The organism is Psychrobacillus sp. L4, assembly GCF_042944905.1.
In the GTDB taxonomy this organism is placed as follows: domain Bacteria; phylum Bacillota; class Bacilli; order Bacillales_A; family Planococcaceae; genus Psychrobacillus.
Map to the genome: position 1 here is coordinate 3079099 of NZ_CP168496.1, position 16532 is coordinate 3095630.

The following is a 16532-nucleotide window of genomic DNA, read 5'->3' on the forward strand; positions in this document are numbered from 1 at the left end:
GGTCAGTTCAATCGGGTGCTTTTTTAGTTATTTCTTAATTAGCCCTTTTTCCACTAAAAAATCATGTGCGACGTCTTCCGGTTTATCTCCATCAATATCTACACGTGCATTCATTTTTAACATATCTTCCTCTGAGATTTTTCCTGCAAGTTCATTTAATACATCTTTAAGCTTTGGAAACTTTTTTAATGCTTCTAGTCGAACGACAGGAGCAGCGTCGTACTTTGGAAAAAATCCTAAATCATCTATTGTTGTTTGAAGATCAAAACGTTCAATTCGTCCATCTGTTGTAAATGCAGGAATAACATCCACATCCCCGCTTTTTAATGCTTCATACATAACGTTCGGATCGAGACTTTCCGTTTTAGTGAATGTAAAGGGATAGGAGTTAATAAAATCATCAAACCCATCTCCTTGACGTTCATAAAATGCATGGGGTGCGCCGAAGACCATATTTCCTGTTCTGGAGACTTGGACAAGATCAGAATAAGTTTTTGCATCGTAGTTTTTATCTTTTGTATAAGCTAATGTGTACGTATTTTCAAAGCCAAGAGGACTTAACCACGTTGCTTCATACTTATCTTCATACCCATTTTTCACGCGCTCCAACACACTTTCCGAGCTTTCCCCAACTTCTGAATTCTCTTTAAGAACGTCTTTTAGTCCAGTACCTGTATACTCGACATACAAGTCTATATCTCCTTTTTTAAGTGCTGGAGTCATGATAGCCACTTCCCCTAGACCTTCTTTATACTTCACTTTATAATCTGTCTTCGCTTCAATATATTGTCCTAAAACTTGCGGCAGTATATATTGTTCTGTCCAAGGTTTTCCACTTATTACAAGTGTCTCATTGGAACTAGAACATGCCCCCAATAAAACCGTTGCTGCAACCCCAATCGATAGTAACGTCTTTTTCATTCTCCATCATCCTCCTGTGTTTAGTCCTTTTGGGGTGGACTTTTTCTCAATTAATTTCAAAGCAAAATCAAACAAAATTGCTAATAAAGCAACAGGTAATGCTCCCGCTAATACGAGTGAATTATTATATGACTGCAAACCTCGGTAAATAACATCCCCTAAGCCCCCTGCACCAACAAATGTCGCAAGCGTCGCAATTCCAACCGTTAAAACAGTGGCAGTTCGAATCCCCGCCATGATAAATGGCAAAGCTAATGGAAACTCAATCTGCCATAATAATTGGCTTTTTGTCATCCCCATCCCTCTCCCTGCTTCAATAATCGATCCATCTATACTTGTAATCCCAGTGTATGTATTGCGTAAAATAGGTAAAAGTGCGTAAATAATTAATGCAATTAATGCTGTTTTTGCTCCAATCCCTATAAGCGGAACTAAAAAACCGAATAACGCTAAACTAGGAATCGTTTGAAAAATGGCTGTGATTCCTATCACTGGCTCCGCAAACTTTCTATACCTTGCAACAAAAATACCTAAAGGAAGTGAGATGGCTATACCTACTGCAAGTGCGATAAAAGATAAATAAATATGTTGAATAAATGCTTCTTGAATCAAATCGGATCTGCTTTGAATCGTTTCAAAAAATTTCTGCACTTATACCACCTCTTCTTTTGCAAGCATTGCACGTAGAAGAACGGATTGGGTCACATACCCTAACTTTTCATCAGCCTTTTTTACAAGTAAACATTTTGCCGCACCGTCTTCTAATAAAGCAATTGCTTCTTCTAGTAACATGCTCGCTTCCACTTCTATACATTCGCTTTGTTTGTCTTGTTCAAAGAAATAAATAAACTCCTGTAATTCACGTTTTCCAAGTAGACGCTTTCGATTGATACGTTCTATTCCAATAAAGTTCTTAACAAATTCATTGATTGGATTCTCTATTAATTCGGTTGGGGTTCCTATCTGCTCTATTCTCCCACTTTTCATAACTACAATTGTGTCTGCTATTTTTAATGCTTCATCCATGTCATGCGTGACAAAAACAATTGTTTTCTTTATCTTTTCCTGTAACTTTTTTATTTCCACTTGTAATTGCTCGCGACTAATTGGATCAAGGGCACTAAACGGCTCATCCATTAATACAATATCAGGGTTACCAGCTAAAGCCCTTACCACTCCAATACGTTGTTGTTGCCCACCACTTAGCTCCAGCGGATATTTAGCTAAATATTGCTTCGGTTCGAGCCCAACCATCCACATTAGTTCACGGACTCGCTCCGCTGTTCTTTCTTTTGACCATCCCTTTAGTTTTGGTACAAGTGATGCGTTCTTTTCAATCGTCATATGTGGAAATAAACCGATTCGTTGAATGACATAGCCAATCGTTTTTCGAAGTTCCACCGAATCTAAAGTAGATACTGCTTTATCAGACACATATACTTCTCCAGTGGTTGGAATTTCTAAACGGTTAATCATTTTCATTAACGTTGTTTTCCCACAGCCGCTTGGGCCAATAATTACTACTAATTGTTCGGTTGGTATTGTAAGAGACACATCTTTCAATGCCTCTGTTCCATCATTAAATACTTTGGAAATCTTATCAAATCGAATCAACTAAACTTCCCTCCTTACTTTAGTGTATTCACCTATTAATCCTTATACCCTAAATAATTATACTGAATCTTCTGTGAAGAAAGAAAAAACTAGATTCTAATTAATATAGATTTTGGTAATCATTTATCCATTCATTCCTATTACTTTTATAGGAATGAAGGAGTACCATAATGTTTAGAAACCGCGCCTAAATAATCTCGTTTCTGTTCCATTTACTCAATGAAATGATTGCCATTATTGCTTGAATTGGGTTTCATGTCGAATATGGTTAATCTGATCTTAGGTTTGCGCTAATCAGTCTCGAGTAGCCTTCATTTGGTCTCGGGTTTGTACTATTTGGTCTCTTTCAGCCATTTATTTACAAATCAAAAAAAGAACATGCCCATCTCCTATTGCGGAAATGGGCATGTGTATTCATTATTCTTTCACAAATTCAATTGTGCTTCTTACTGTATCAATCGGGCGAACTAAACTTTCAATTTGTGTACGTTTTGGTTCTAAAAATGGAGGTAATGATAACTTTTCTCCCAAGGTTTCATAAGGTTCGTCTCCCATAAAACCAGGTCCATCAGTAGCAAATTCAAATAATAGCCCCGGAGCCACTCTTGCATATAATGACTCAAAGAAATGGCGGTCCACATAACCAGAAGTTTGAAAACCAAAGCTCTCCATACGTTTCGTCCATTCGTCTAAAACAGCTCGGTCTTCCACTCTAAATGCTGCATGGTGAACCGTTCCGAAACCTTGACTACCCGGGGGAAGAATGACATTCTTCTCTACGATTACTTGTGCGCCATTTCCTCCTTCACCTACTTCAAACAAATGGAATGATCCTTCTTGCGCTATCTGTTTAAATAATAAAACCTTTTCCATTACTTCTTTTAAATAATCAAACTCTGCAATTCGAATATGAATAGGACCTAACCCGGTAATAGCATACTCTAACGGAATCGGTCCTTTTTGCCATGGTGTTCCTGTTGAAATACCCTCATTATTTTCATCTGAAATTAATTGATATTGTTGGTCGTCAAAATCGACAAACGAAAGTACCATTGTTCCAAATTGTTCTTGAATACCAGCATGTTTGACTTCCAAGCTATCAAAACGATTCACCCAATAATCTAATGCAGCATCACTAGGAACACGGAAAGCTGTTTTATAAATTTCATTTGTGCCGTGTGTACCTTTTGTAATTCCTGGGAAGTCGAAGAACGTCATATCTGTACCTGCTCCACCAACATCATCAGCAAAGAATAAGTGGTAGGTCTGGATATCATCTTGGTTCACTGTTTTCTTTACTAAACGCATGCCTAACACATACGTGAAAAATTTATAATTCTCTTCTGCACTACTTGTAATCGCTGTTACATGGTGCATACCTTTTAATTGATTCATATATTATTCCTCCTGTTTATCTTTAATTCGAGTATCTTTAATTCGAAGTAATTTTATCATGAAATAAAAAATTAGTCAATGAAACAAAAACTGTCCCAATCGCATATTAGCCATTGGGACAGTTTTACTTTTTATATGACACCCTGTTCCTAGAAGATTGTCTTCGCTCACACCTAGAAAAAAGCTCATGAACATGTCCATGAGCTTTTTTCTAGGTCATAGCCGTTTAAGCATCTGGTTCAAATGTTTTACAATCTGTTTCTTCACTATTAGATGCTTGTTTACCTTTGCTACTTACTACATAAATTGCCTCTGCACTGCATTTATTACCAGAACCCCAATACGTACAATTATTGACTTCACAAAGAACAACTTGAGCCATTTTATCACACCTCCTCTTTTTCTAGCATGAACAAATTGAAGGTGATTAATACTAGTTTATTTAAATGCTTGGCCTATTTTCGTAAAGTGAAATTGATTAAAGCAGCAATAAGAAAAACGCAAGCGTCCTTTAAGTGCATCTTGTCTTTACTGTTTCCTGAGTGCTTTGGAAGAAACATCAGCTACACTATTAACGAGGGAATTTTTGTGGATGGAGAAGTGACTGCGTCACTTCTCCATCCACTTTTTTCGGTAATCTTGTGGCGGATGTTTGTCCGTCGCCCTCTTGGAATATGTAGGGACATGATGCATTAGATTTGGTTAATGAGAGAATAAATCCTTTCCTATTCTTTTAAAAGCGGACGAAGATACAATTTCGTCCGCTCAGCACTTCTTTATACATGGATGCTATCTATTTTTCTCTAGTACTTTGCATAAGATGGCACTTATTAATTGCACACTATTGATATATTGCGCAAATGTCCAAGAATGTTGCGAGTATCACGTTCTATATTGCGCATATGCCTCGTAATGTTGCGCATAATTTATCGGACAATTGTATCCAGATAAAAAGAGCGAATACCTTTGCCACAGTGCGATGTTACTGAATAGGACCAAGGCTTTATGGGATTGATTGTAGCAGAAGGGTGGCGACTCCAGCCGGAAGAGTGAGACAGATGAGCCATCGCAGGCGAACGCGTAGCGTCGGCGATGGCTCATCGCTCACCCGGCGGAAAGCGTCCGCCCAGCAGCGAAAATCCTAGCGGTCACTTAATAGGGCCTTTTTAGTACGCACTATATAAAAAATCCGTTCTATATTGCGCGTAATAAAAAAACGCTGTGTGACCTAAATTGTACCTTCGTCCAAACTGAAACGAAAACAAACAAATTTTAACGAAAATTTTTATGCTTTCCTTACAAGTATTTTGTGTAAGAAAGTGGTTGATCAACAGATGTGATAATTTCTGTAAAAAAAAAGGTGATATTTCGTTCAAATTAGAACGAAATGTCACCTTTTTATAGTCTCTTTAAGCGTGCCCATTTTTTTGTATGAGAGAAATTTGTCCAGCATGGATGCCTGTGTGATACATTAATCTTCCTATAGCTTCCAAAGGAGTTGATGGTCCCATAGGTGATTCTATGATTTTATTCCATGCTTCCTCTTGTAACTCTTCCATTGCTCCTTGCAAATAACTGTTAGATGCAGTCAGAAAATCTACAAGTTCTTCTATATTATTTAACGAAGGCTTCGTTGTTTCTTCTGCCTTACTTTTTCCAAAAAACCATTCTGCAAACATATATTCAACCTCTGCAGTATGATGAAGAAGAGAACTAATCGTTGAGTTTCCTAATCCCAAATTCAAATCTTCGTTTGGTAATGCAGTTGCAGTTTTTTGAAATCTATCCCGAATTGAATTCCATATTGGTAAAACAGTAGAATAGGTCATTTGCACTTACTCCTTTTTTTATACTATCGTTTCTTTTTTCTTATCCACAACAACATGATTAAAAACAGTTGCATTGATATCCAAATCGAATGCCATACCAAATCCTACAACATAGCGTCCTTGGAATGGTGTTAATTCGAATAGAGAAAAGTCTAGACCTCTTAATACTTCCATCATCTTTTCCCCATGCTGACTATTAAAGAGTGCAAAAATATCGTCGTGCCCTTCATTTCCAATATTCTCAGGTGTACAGATAAAACGTACACGCTCAGTTGCAAATTTGTTGGGTGTTGTGGACTCATCTGCTAGAAGAAAAGCATTTACAAATTCATTCTTTTCCATTAAGTCATAGTGCTCCGCAATTTTACTAATGTATATGTACAACTTTCCATCTTTCTTGACAAATGGAGCATAGCTTGTAAAAGGCTTACCTTCTTCATCTAATAAACTTAAAATAAGATTTTTACGACTTTCTACAAACTTTAGATATTTCTCTTTATTCCCCTCTAAATCAATAGCTTTTTTCACTATTAATCCCTCCATTTACTATTCTTTTTATTTAATAGTATTCATTAAAAGTACCCGCGGTTTTTTCTCTGAAGGCATATATTGAATTTCGGCATTCATTCTATATACTTGTCGTATCATATCTTTAGTCATGACTTCATATGGAGAACCACATGCCACTTTCTTACCGGTTTGTATAACCACTATGCTATCGCTATAGCTGGATGCTTGATTGAGATCGTGTAATACCATTACAATCGTCATGCCCATGTCTTGGTTTAACTCTCGAACAAGTTCTAAAACTTCGTGCTGATGAGAAATATCAAGATAAGTTGTTGGCTCATCAAGCAATAACACTTTTGGCCTCTGCGCTAGCGCCATAGCAATCCACGCCCTTTGAGACTCACCACCTGATAAGGAGTCGATTGTTCTATCCTTATAATCAGTTAGATGTGTTTTCTCGAGCGCCCAATAAACTATTTCCATGTCTTCCTTGTTTAACTTTTCAAACCACTTTTTATGTGGGTACCTGCCATAAGAAACTAGGTCAATAACGGTCATGTCAGTCGGTGCTTGATTTCTCTGACTTAGCAGACACATTTTACGTGCAACTTGTTTAGAATTCATCGACTTCAAATTAGTTCCGTCAAATTCCACTGTACCTTGATGATATGGAATATTGCGTGCTATCGCCTTAAGTAAGGTTGACTTTCCCGAACCATTAGGACCAATAATAGATACTATCTCTCCTTGGTTTACATGAAACGAGAAATTACTAATAATATTTTTTTGCTCATATCGAATGGAAATGGAGTCGATAGTAAACATATTAAAATGCCTTCCTTCTCATTAAGTATAAAAAATATGGTGCTCCTATAACTGCCATTAGTATTCCAGCAGGGATTTCCATCGGAGTAAATAAAGTTCTTCCTCCAGTATCCGCTAGCAACAAGACAAGTGCACCAAGCGCCATACTCATAGGCAATAAATATTTATAGTTTGAGCCAACAAGTAATCTAGCCATATGCGGTACGACAAGTCCAACAAATCCAATCATTCCAATAGCCGCCACCGAAATAGCTGCTAAAAATACAGCGATTAAAGAGAGTAGAATGCGTATTCTATGAACATTTTCCCCAAGATTTGATGCAACTTGATCACCTAGTCGAATAATGTTCGCTTTACGAATGGCAAACATCGATAAAATCCATCCAACAATCGCATAAGGGAAAACCATCATTAAAGCATTATTCCCTTTCGCTGCCAAACTTCCGTTGAGCCATTGAACTGCAGAAGGAAGTCGATCACTGTATATGATTGATAAATAACCAATACCGCCTCCGCATAAAGCGTTTACTGCGACCCCTGACAAAATAATTGTAATCGGAGATATGCCGTTTCTTCTCCATGCAAGTGCATATACAATCGTTGCGGCAAAAAGCCCGCCAACAAAAGCGGCAATTGGGATAAACTGCGTGTATTCAGGAGCAGCCAACATGATAATCAGTACACAAACCGCAGCTCCACTAGTCACCCCCGTTAATCCTGGGTCTGCAAGCGGATTACCCATTACCGCTTGCAATAATGCACCAGAGATTGCAATGTTTGCTCCAATTATCATCGCCAATAATACACGGGGATAGCGAATATCCCAAATAATCGTATTGTGTACATCGGTAGATGATGAGCTAAAGAACGTCTTTAATATAGCTGAAATAGGGATATTCACACTGCCTAATCCAATGGCGACGATACCTGCAACGATTGCTAGTAAGAACGTAAAAATTACAATAGTTCCACTTCTAGATTTACTACTCACCTAAAAACCCTCTTTATTCATAAAAATAGTTGGAGATTTGTGTCAACGCTTGTTCTACATTGCTAATGGATGTAACTCCAAATACGTCATAATCTAAAATATGAACCTTATCATTTTTATAAGCTGAAAGTTTCGTCCACGTATCATTTTTTTCCACTTCTTTTTGGAACATATCTTCTGATGCTCCGTGATCACCTGAAGCAAGTACTAGAATAATATCCGGATCCGCAACGACAACATCTTCCATGTTTATAGGGGAATATGTATCAGAAACCTTTAATACTGATGTTGCTATATTATCAGCACCTAGTTTTTTCACTAAACTTCCTAAATAAGATTTCTCACTCATAACCATAAAGGAATCAGAAGTACCGATCATTAACATAACGCTTGGTAACTCTTTTCCTTTAGCCTTTTCAGCTAACTCATTTTCTTTGGCTAATATTTTACTTAGTACAGCGTTCATTTCTTCTTTTTTATCAAAATACGTCCCTAACACTTTAAAGCTAAGTTTTAAGTCATCAAATGAATCCGTTTTTAAGTAAGCAGTCTGAAGGTTGATGCCTTCTAAGTTTTTTTCTAATGTACTTCGAAGAGATTCAGCACCAAGTATCAAGTCTGGTTGTAGATTAGTAACTACTTCTAGGTCTGGTTGCATTGGTGAACCAATTCGTTGAATAGTATCAAAGTCTTTAGGAATAGGGTTCGTAGAAGTAGGGACCCCGACTGGTGTAACCCCGAGCAAATGCAACATTTCTGTAAGTGGGACTGACGTTGTTATTAAACGCTCAGGCAACTTTGAAGGAAATTGGCTAAGTGCTTCCTCAAATGCAACTTGATCAATTCCATCATTTTCTAAACTATAGCTATCGTCTGTTTCGTTGGATTGCTCTTTTTCACTAACTTCCTTACTTTCTGTGTTGGAAACTTCTTCTTTCTCCTTATCACTATCCGTGGAATTTGCCGTGCAGGCAGTCAATAATGCAAGAACTCCGATAAGTAAAACCCAATATAACTTTTTCAATTTGTACCCCTCCATGTATATATGCTCATCACCAATTACTAATACATCCTATTAATATTGATAATCATTTTCATTTACTTTTTAATGATAATAGTTATCATTATCATTTGTCAACACTATATTTATTTTCTGTAAGGTTTGTTGCTCGTTTCGTTGGTTTCCTATTTGATAAATTAATTTCGAAACTGCTAGGTAAAAGTTTATTCATAATAGCGGACTATTGAATAACTTATATTAAAAGTAATTGAAAATTAAGCGAGGTGGTTGATTTGTCACAGAGAAGAAATGGGAGGTTACGTTTTTGTGTCTTACCAGGTTATAACTGGTGTGGGCCTGGTTGCAATGGACCCGGAGATCCTATAAATGAGGTAGATGCAGTTTGTAAAGCCCATGATGAATGTTATAGTAGGGGCGAAAAACCATGTGTATGTGATCGTGAATTTCTTCGCCAGCTTCATCCCAAAATAAATCCCTATACACAAGAAGGAAGACACGCTCGTAAGCTCTATAATTATATGAAACTACAAGCAAGATTCACTTGTAAATATTTTAAAGAGTAAGAAGTGTAGAACCATAAAGTTCATAAATTTGATTCCAGGTTCTCATTGAATTCTAATTTTAATCATAAAAAAAAGTAACCATGTGAAAAACAATTCATGTGGTTACTTTTTTGATCCATTATATTCAGGATCTAATTGAGTTTTTGATACTTCTTTTTTTCTAAATATTAACCACAAACAGATGAAAATTAAAAATGCGAAAAGTTCTAACGATAGAATGTACCATGGATATGGACCTAAAAAGTCAAGAATACTTCCATTTGCCGGTTTCTTTAGTAAAAACATATAGTTACCGTGGAGTATAATGTTGAGAACAAATATGCACGGAAGCAATATGTTCAATGCAACCATCGTTTTAATGATTCCTTTAAATGTGGGAAGGTAACCCTTCACCCAAGTAAAATAAAGCGCTGTTAATATTATTCCGAAATGTGTATGAAAAAAGTGAAAATACCTGAAATGAGGAAAGCTAAGATCTAAAACCGGCGTTGCTACCGCTTGAAGTGCTCCTCCAATGCCAGCATAAAAGACAAACTCGTATATATGCCTATTTCCAGTCCACAAAAGGATAATCGTCAAAATCAAACTAATACTGCATAATTCTAGTGGCAACGAACTAACCCAATTCCATCTTCCAGTTTGATAGAGCCAAACGTGATAAAGAATTTCCATTATCAATAAGGACAATGCAAATAGACGTTCCATTAACAGAACTTTTTTCTGTGAAATCGACCATCTCTTTTTTATTATTAATAGTAGAATGATAAAAAAACATAGTACACCTATTGCACTGAAATGTGCCATCGAAAACATCTGAAACGAGGGTTCCAAGTTTTCACCATCCCTTCTTCTGGTTCCATTCCTCTTTTCTTCTATCTACTATTCGTCTTCCATAAGAAAAATCCCTTTTCTAATGCTATATTTGAATATTAAGTATACCGCTACATTAGTTCATTTAGCATCGATTCACGGGTTTAAGAATATATTCTTTATACCAGTGACATTTATTCGAGACGGAGGATTTGGATATGAAAAATAGGAGTAATCAAAAAACAGTTAATGTCATTAAAAAGGGAATAAGTTTTGGCACTTGCCTTTCTATGGTTATTTCGTATACCGCATACAAATCCATTGGATGGGCTATTATACATGGCCTTTTAAGTTGGCTTTACGTTTTTTACTACTTACTAAAATATGCACCTAGCATATTTTAGGGAAATGCATTCTATATGTTGATTAACCAAAAGTACTCAGTTAATTGAATCAGTTTCTTAATTCAAAGTTAGAGCATAAAACACGAACAATATTAAATGAAAATGTAAAAGTATATACAATATACCCTTTATAAATCAGCGCGATTTCCGCTATAGGCGAACGCTTTCTGAAGGGTGAGAAATGAGCCATCACCGACGCATTCGCGTCGTTTGCGATGTCTCATCTAATCTCACTCATCCTGCTGGAGCCGCAGCCTGTCGCTCCAATCAATAATATAATCATTGTTCGTGTTTGAATAATTAAATGCTATTTATGAAACTAACTCAATTACTTGATTATTTAGTGATAAAATACTAGCCTGCTTAGCTCTTCTCTAAAATATTGCGAATAACGTATAAAACATTGCTAATATGGCGGGTAAAGTTGCAAGTAAGCCTTATTTTGCGATTCCATCCATCGATTTTGCGATTTCGCTGATTGATCTTGCGATTCCCAAAAAGTGGAAAAAAGTACAAGAATGTTGCGAGTACGGGTGGAAATATTGCGAGTAACGTACAAAACATCGCGAATAAGGCGAGTAAAGTTGCAAGTACACCTATTTTTCGATTCTGGACATAGATCTTGCGATTCGAAGCACTCAATTTGCGATTTCGCTGGTTGATCTTGCGACTATAGTGTTTACGCCTTTTCGATTTGAAAGAAAGTGTCACTTTTTTACACAGCATCTCCATATGACTAGTAATTCTTAGCAAAAGTAAGCAAGAGACGCATTATAAAAAAGTGTAGAGTTCCCGAAATTGCATCTTTGGGAACTTGCAACCTCTGTAGAATGACAGCTATTCTTTGATTCTACAAAAAAGCATTTTTCTCTTGAGTGTTTTAGGGAAGCGACGGACAAATATCCACAACAAGATTTCCGAAAATGGGATGGGTGGAAGTGACACAGTCACTTCCACCCACCCCTATTCAACGCGGTTATTATGTGGTGATCATTACGTCCAAAGCGAACCGAAAACGTACAGATGCAAATGAAGACTTTTACGCTTTACTAACAATTATACTTTGTAAGAAAGTGGTTATTCAACAGATGTGATAGTAATTATATTAATAAAAGAGCTACCTCATATATATGAGATAGCTCTCTCCAAGTTGCGTGTGGTTGATGTAGCTCATTACACTCTTTGATCTGGTTATTAATGAATTTCCCCATTAATACTTCCAGCGTTTAATTTTTAGCAACCTCTAACGGTTTACCTTCTAAAATCTTTTCAACTTCTTCGTAACCTGTTGGAAATGCGAAGTTGTAGCGAGCTGGTAATGCAAAAACGTATTTTTCATTGCGGTTTAGTTCTGTTGGTCCGATAGGTGCTGCTCCTATATGGAATTTCTCCTGCTGCAGTAGATTCCATTGCTCTATTGTAAAAATCATAATCGGAATATCTTGACGTGGATTTTCCGAAGTCCACTGAGGATGTCGAATAGAAATCATTGGACCCGTTTCAGTCACTTCTTCGTTGTTTGATGCCGTATTACCTAATCCTTCCCATTTATCCGTAACAACCGAATAATTCATCCAAGTCTTCGGTAATTTAAAACTAAAACCATATTCAGTATTTTTATATGTGATGGAATCACTTTGTTCTTCCGCACCAAGAGTAACCTCATTTATTAGCCAGCGGTCTCCTACTTTTTCAACGACAAGGTTAATAGGAATTTGGCTAACAACTTGATCTACATTTGCTATTTCGATTATTTCACCGCTTAGTTCATATGCATTTCCGGAAATCTTCTCCGTGGTTTTAATGTCAATCCTTTCCGGCCAAGGACTGGAATATAATCTTCCTGGTGCTTTAAGTGGATCCTTCAGCCATTGTTTTATAAGCTCGGGTGAAACGATATCGCTGTAATTATCCTGCATATCCTTTTCTAGTTGTTCTTTGGGACCTAATAAAGACACATTTTTCAGGCTGTTTCCGAATTTTTCAACGACACTCAATACCGTCTTTTCTTCATTCTCACTAGAATGTACCGTTTCAGTATCAGTAGTAGCTTTTACTTCAGATTGTACTTGCATCGCATTATTTCCATTTGTACATCCAAACAATGAAACACTCAATAAAAGTATTACACCAAATAACTTTTTCATTTTCTTTCCTCCCGAAAAATAACTATATATAGATAGACGCTTTCCATAAATATTTGTTACATTCGGAACCCAACACTATAAGCACCTAACCTCTATTATGTTACTTTGCCATCCGTTTATGCTCGATGCTTCACAGCTAAACCTCTTAAGAATTTACGTGCGAAATTATCGCCGCATACTTTATAATTTCGATGTCCTTCTTTTCGTAAAATGGCACCTAGTTCGCCTTTTGATACTGCGATACCGCCCTCATCTAGGATATCCAACATATCTTCTGTTGTTAATTGTAATGCTACTTTTAATTTCTTTAGAAGCATATTATTAGCACTCTTCTCAGGCGGAACAGGACTTTCAACTTGTCCAGGTTTTGCATCCTGTTTACCTCTTTTAAAAGTAATGAATCCATTTAAAAATGACTCTAACATCTTATTATTACATTTGATCTGATCTTCCGTTTCCTCAACCTCAATCTCATCATCATCGTACTCATCTTTTGATTTTGTAAGGATCTTTACTATTTCGTCTTTTGTTACTTCTTTACCGCCAAGCTTAAATAATTCTAGCATATCTTTATTTTTTATATCTAGTGCATATCTTAGTCTTATTAATATATCGTTGTTATCCATTTATAAACCTCCTAGGTGTATTTAGTACTACGCTGATTATCTATTATATCACGTAATTAACTAATGTTGCGGTGTATAGAATGAAAAGCGCCAGGTTCCAAAACAACTTCGAGTTGTTTTAGCCCTGGCACTATATTTTAGTAATTACGAATTGTATATTCCTTCATTTCTTTTGGTAGTGGGGAAACATACTGTTCACCGTTTCGACGTTCCACTAGCTCTGCTTTCGCTTTTTCAATAAGATCTGGGTTATTAAGCACATCTATTGCTGTAGCTGCCATCACTTTACCAGCATGCAGCATTCCTTTATGTGCGATAGAAGTTGTTCCAGTCGCAACGACCTGCCATGTGTGCAATGGTGTTCCAAGTGATTCACATGCCGTCATACACTGTGCTGTTGGGACTACCCAACTTACATCCCCAACGTCAGTAGAACCTGGCATGATTCCGCTTGCGGGTGTAAATGGATCAATCAAGTCTGATAAAGCTTTACCCACTAATTGTTTATTCGATTGCACTTCAAGGTTTTTATCCGCTTCCGAAAGTGTTTCACGAATTTCTTTTGCAAATTGTAATTCATCTGCATTATGTTGCGGTACACCTAAAGCGGTGAAGTTATCATGCATCATTTGTTCTAACGTTATATTTGGTATTACATCAGAAAGGGCTGATCCAAAGTCAATTTCTACTTCGGTTCCTGTCATTAATGCTGCTCCTCTTGCAATGTCACAAATACGTTGATAAACTTCTTCTGTTTGAGATACACGAGGTGCTCTTACAAAATATAACACTTCCGCTTCAGCTTGAACAACATTTGGGGAAAAGCCACCTGAATTCGTTAATGCATAGTGTACTCTTGCTTCCGGAATAATATGTTCACGTAAGTAGTTTACTCCAACGTTCATGAGTTCGACTGCATCAAGAGCGCTTCTACCTAAATGAGGACTAGCTGCTGCGTGCGCACTTCTTCCTTTGAATTTAAAGTACACTTCGTAACATGCAAGAGTAGACATAGACGTTACGCTATTCCGTGATCCAGGATGCCATGTAAATGCCACATCTACATCTTCAAACAATCCTTCTCGAACCATGAAAGTCTTACCACCGCCAATTTCCTCTCCTGGGCAACCATAATATCGAACCGTTCCTTCGATATTATTTTCTTCCATGTAGTAACGAAGGGCCAAAGCAGCTGCTAGTGAACCCGTTCCAAGTAAGTTATGTCCACAACCATGTCCATTACCGTTTATTTCTTCTGGATTATATTGTGTCGTACCACCTGACTGACTTAAACCTGAAAGGGCATCAAACTCTCCTAAAAACGCTATGATAGGTTTTCCACTTCCAAAACTACCGATGAAAGCAGTGTTGATATTTCCTACACCTTTTTCAACAGAAAAACCCTCATCTTCTAGTGTTTCACATAATAACTGAGCCGATTTATCCTCTTTAAAACCAAGTTCTGCATAGCTCCAAATTTTGTCGCTCACTTGAATAAGTTTTTGTCGCTTCTCTTCTATTATTTCTGATAATCGATCACGAAAATCCATATCCTTCACCTCTTCTTAGATTTGTAACGTACTTTTCTATATCAATTCTATTTTGATGAAGCGCTTTCAAAGACACCATCATTAACTTTTGGAGTTTTAAACATTAAAGAACAAATACTTGTTACTATTAAAGCAGCAGCTAAGAAAAAGAACGCAGCATGATACGATCCACCAAACATATCAATTAATACACCCATTGCTGTTGGAGCAATAAATCCTGCTAAACCACCGACAAAATACATTGTTCCCATAAACATTCCTACGATATTTTCTGAAACGTATTTTAACGGTATAGTTAAAATAGTCATACTTATCGCTGTTCCACCTATTGAATAGATACTTTGATAGACAATAACCAATTGAATAGATGGTGCATTAAAGATTAAAAGTAAGCAAATACTTGCAATAATTGTACCAAATAAGATGAGATACTTCTCTTTTCCTGCTAGCGATTTATCAATTAAATAGCCTGTTAAAATAGCAGACACCACTGCAAGCGCTTGAGGAATCATTGCAAGAGAACCTATTTCCTTTAAATTCAAATTACGTGCATGCTCTAAATAAGAAGGCATCCATGATGAAAAGCCCCAATATGCAATACTTGAACCAAAGTACATGATGACAACAACCCATAGCTTCTTATTTTTATATAAATCTTTCAACGGTATTTTGAGAACATTGCCCTCTTTTTGAGCCGCAGCTTCGACTTTAGGCGGATGGTAGTAAATACTTAAAAGTAAAGTTACAACAAGCCCAATGCCACCAATAATATAAAACATAACTCGCCAGCCATAAGTATCTGCGATTATACCAGTAGCGTACAAAGCAATGACTCCTCCTATTGACTGAGCAGCGAGTAAAATGGACTTCGCTCTTGCACGAACTCCTTTTTTGTAAATCTCTGTTATAGCTACACCACTTCCTGTTGGCAAGCCTCCATCACCTAATCCAAGAATAAAGCGTACCGTTAAAATTGCGATAAATGATCCAGCCATCCCTGTCAACAATGAAAATAGAGATATTACGAATATTGCTATTACAATAATCTTTCTTGAACCAAACTTGTCAGAGAGCCAGCCAGCAAGAAGGGTCATACACGCACTACTTAACCAAAAGCTACTAATCACCATACCACTCTGTGTTTGAGTTAAGCCCAATTCTTTACTAATTGGTATGATCGCAATATTCATACCGAATAATGTCAACGAATCAACAATCCATCCTAAGAATAGTAATGAAAAGATAAAATGGCGTTTCCCATTGCTCATTTGTAATACTCCCATAATTTTTCCCCCATAATTTATATTTTCTCGAAAATTCCCTTAT

Annotated in this window: 17 protein-coding genes; 2 read left to right on the top strand and 15 right to left on the bottom strand. The window is 36.9% G+C overall.

The genetic code is table 11. The annotated features are described in order from the left end of the window. Positions 1-27: 27 nt before the first annotated feature. The 10 genes from ACEPXG_RS15000 to ACEPXG_RS15045 form a co-directional block, all read right to left on the bottom strand. Positions 28-921 carry a glycine betaine ABC transporter substrate-binding protein gene (locus tag ACEPXG_RS15000; RefSeq protein ID WP_391204041.1) on the bottom strand — a complete coding sequence of 298 codons (894 nt, stop codon included), beginning with the start codon at positions 919-921 and terminating at the stop codon, positions 28-30. Positions 922-927: 6 nt separating this feature from the next. Beyond that, the gene (locus ACEPXG_RS15005; RefSeq protein WP_391204044.1) at positions 928-1572 is read right to left on the bottom strand and encodes an ABC transporter permease; all 645 of its coding nucleotides are present in this window, start codon (positions 1570-1572) and stop codon (positions 928-930) included. After that, positions 1573-2535: an ABC transporter ATP-binding protein gene (locus ACEPXG_RS15010; RefSeq protein WP_391204047.1), complete on the bottom strand. Its 963-nt coding sequence runs from the start codon at positions 2533-2535 to the stop codon at positions 1573-1575. It lies immediately after the preceding gene. A gap of 417 nt (positions 2536-2952) precedes the next feature. Further along, complete coding sequence (locus ACEPXG_RS15015; RefSeq protein WP_391204049.1) at positions 2953-3930, bottom strand: ring-cleaving dioxygenase; 978 nt, start codon at positions 3928-3930, stop codon at positions 2953-2955. A gap of 226 nt (positions 3931-4156) precedes the next feature. After that, on the bottom strand, positions 4157-4312 hold the full coding sequence (locus tag ACEPXG_RS15020) for a DUF1540 domain-containing protein (protein ID WP_391204052.1): 156 nt from the start codon (positions 4310-4312) through the stop codon (positions 4157-4159). A gap of 1027 nt (positions 4313-5339) precedes the next feature. Beyond that, positions 5340-5759 (bottom strand): DinB family protein, encoded by a 420-nt coding sequence (locus ACEPXG_RS15025; protein WP_391204055.1) that lies wholly within the window; start codon positions 5757-5759, stop codon positions 5340-5342. Positions 5760-5777: 18 nt separating this feature from the next. Further along, positions 5778-6287, bottom strand: a complete 510-nt coding sequence (locus ACEPXG_RS15030) for a HugZ family protein (RefSeq protein ID WP_391204058.1) — start codon at positions 6285-6287, stop codon at positions 5778-5780. A 27-nt stretch (positions 6288-6314) separates the two neighbouring features. Beyond that, the gene (locus tag ACEPXG_RS15035; RefSeq protein ID WP_391204061.1) at positions 6315-7094 is read right to left on the bottom strand and encodes an ABC transporter ATP-binding protein; all 780 of its coding nucleotides are present in this window, start codon (positions 7092-7094) and stop codon (positions 6315-6317) included. A 1-nt stretch (position 7095) separates the two neighbouring features. Continuing rightward, a complete protein-coding gene (locus ACEPXG_RS15040) occupies positions 7096-8085 on the bottom strand; it encodes a FecCD family ABC transporter permease (RefSeq protein ID WP_391204064.1) in 990 nt (329 codons plus the stop codon). Positions 8086-8098: 13 nt separating this feature from the next. Beyond that, positions 8099-9109, bottom strand: a complete 1011-nt coding sequence (locus ACEPXG_RS15045) for an ABC transporter substrate-binding protein (protein WP_391204066.1) — start codon at positions 9107-9109, stop codon at positions 8099-8101. Positions 9110-9369: 260 nt separating this feature from the next. Here ACEPXG_RS15045 and ACEPXG_RS15050 point away from each other — a divergent pair, with 260 nt between their 5' ends. After that, positions 9370-9669, top strand: a complete 300-nt coding sequence (locus tag ACEPXG_RS15050) for a phospholipase (protein ID WP_391204069.1) — start codon at positions 9370-9372, stop codon at positions 9667-9669. A gap of 102 nt (positions 9670-9771) precedes the next feature. Here ACEPXG_RS15050 and ACEPXG_RS15055 read toward each other — a convergent pair whose 3' ends face one another. Then, positions 9772-10473, bottom strand: a complete 702-nt coding sequence (locus ACEPXG_RS15055; RefSeq protein ID WP_391204072.1) for a TIGR02206 family membrane protein — start codon at positions 10471-10473, stop codon at positions 9772-9774. Positions 10474-11821: 1348 nt separating this feature from the next. On the opposite strand from ACEPXG_RS15055, the gene ACEPXG_RS15060 reads away from it, so the two are divergent. Next, complete coding sequence (locus tag ACEPXG_RS15060; RefSeq protein ID WP_391204075.1) at positions 11822-11977, top strand: hypothetical protein; 156 nt, start codon at positions 11822-11824, stop codon at positions 11975-11977. Positions 11978-12109: 132 nt separating this feature from the next. Here ACEPXG_RS15060 and ACEPXG_RS15065 read toward each other — a convergent pair whose 3' ends face one another. The 4 genes from ACEPXG_RS15065 to ACEPXG_RS15080 all read right to left on the bottom strand — a co-directional run bounded on the left by ACEPXG_RS15065 (position 12110) and on the right by ACEPXG_RS15080 (position 16489). After that, positions 12110-13030, bottom strand: a complete 921-nt coding sequence (locus ACEPXG_RS15065; RefSeq protein WP_391204078.1) for a hypothetical protein — start codon at positions 13028-13030, stop codon at positions 12110-12112. Between the two features lie 116 nt (positions 13031-13146). Next, on the bottom strand, positions 13147-13656 hold the full coding sequence (locus ACEPXG_RS15070; protein WP_391204081.1) for a DUF1456 family protein: 510 nt from the start codon (positions 13654-13656) through the stop codon (positions 13147-13149). A gap of 137 nt (positions 13657-13793) precedes the next feature. After that, positions 13794-15206: a M20 family metallopeptidase gene (locus ACEPXG_RS15075; protein WP_391204084.1), complete on the bottom strand. Its 1413-nt coding sequence runs from the start codon at positions 15204-15206 to the stop codon at positions 13794-13796. 47 nt (positions 15207-15253) lie between these two features. Beyond that, the gene (locus ACEPXG_RS15080; RefSeq protein WP_391204087.1) at positions 15254-16489 is read right to left on the bottom strand and encodes an MFS transporter; all 1236 of its coding nucleotides are present in this window, start codon (positions 16487-16489) and stop codon (positions 15254-15256) included. Between the last annotated feature and the right edge of the window lie 43 nt (positions 16490-16532).

Excerpts from the sequence above, each read along its gene's own strand:
- ACEPXG_RS15075 (WP_391204084.1), bottom strand. The coding sequence starts at position 15,206 with ATGGATTTTCGTGATCGATTATCAGAAATAATAGAAGAGAAGCGACAA.
- ACEPXG_RS15080 (WP_391204087.1), bottom strand. The coding sequence starts at position 16,489 with ATGGGAGTATTACAAATGAGCAATGGGAAACGCCATTTTATCTTTTCA.
- ACEPXG_RS15065 (WP_391204078.1), bottom strand. The coding sequence starts at position 13,030 with ATGAAAAAGTTATTTGGTGTAATACTTTTATTGAGTGTTTCATTGTTT.
- ACEPXG_RS15055 (WP_391204072.1), bottom strand. The coding sequence starts at position 10,473 with ATGGCACATTTCAGTGCAATAGGTGTACTATGTTTTTTTATCATTCTA.
- ACEPXG_RS15000 (WP_391204041.1), bottom strand. The coding sequence starts at position 921 with ATGAAAAAGACGTTACTATCGATTGGGGTTGCAGCAACGGTTTTATTG.
- ACEPXG_RS15015 (WP_391204049.1), bottom strand. The coding sequence starts at position 3,930 with ATGAATCAATTAAAAGGTATGCACCATGTAACAGCGATTACAAGTAGT.
- ACEPXG_RS15020 (WP_391204052.1), bottom strand. The coding sequence starts at position 4,312 with ATGGCTCAAGTTGTTCTTTGTGAAGTCAATAATTGTACGTATTGGGGT.
- ACEPXG_RS15035 (WP_391204061.1), bottom strand. The coding sequence starts at position 7,094 with ATGTTTACTATCGACTCCATTTCCATTCGATATGAGCAAAAAAATATT.
- ACEPXG_RS15070 (WP_391204081.1), bottom strand. The coding sequence starts at position 13,656 with ATGGATAACAACGATATATTAATAAGACTAAGATATGCACTAGATATA.
- ACEPXG_RS15025 (WP_391204055.1), bottom strand. The coding sequence starts at position 5,759 with ATGACCTATTCTACTGTTTTACCAATATGGAATTCAATTCGGGATAGA.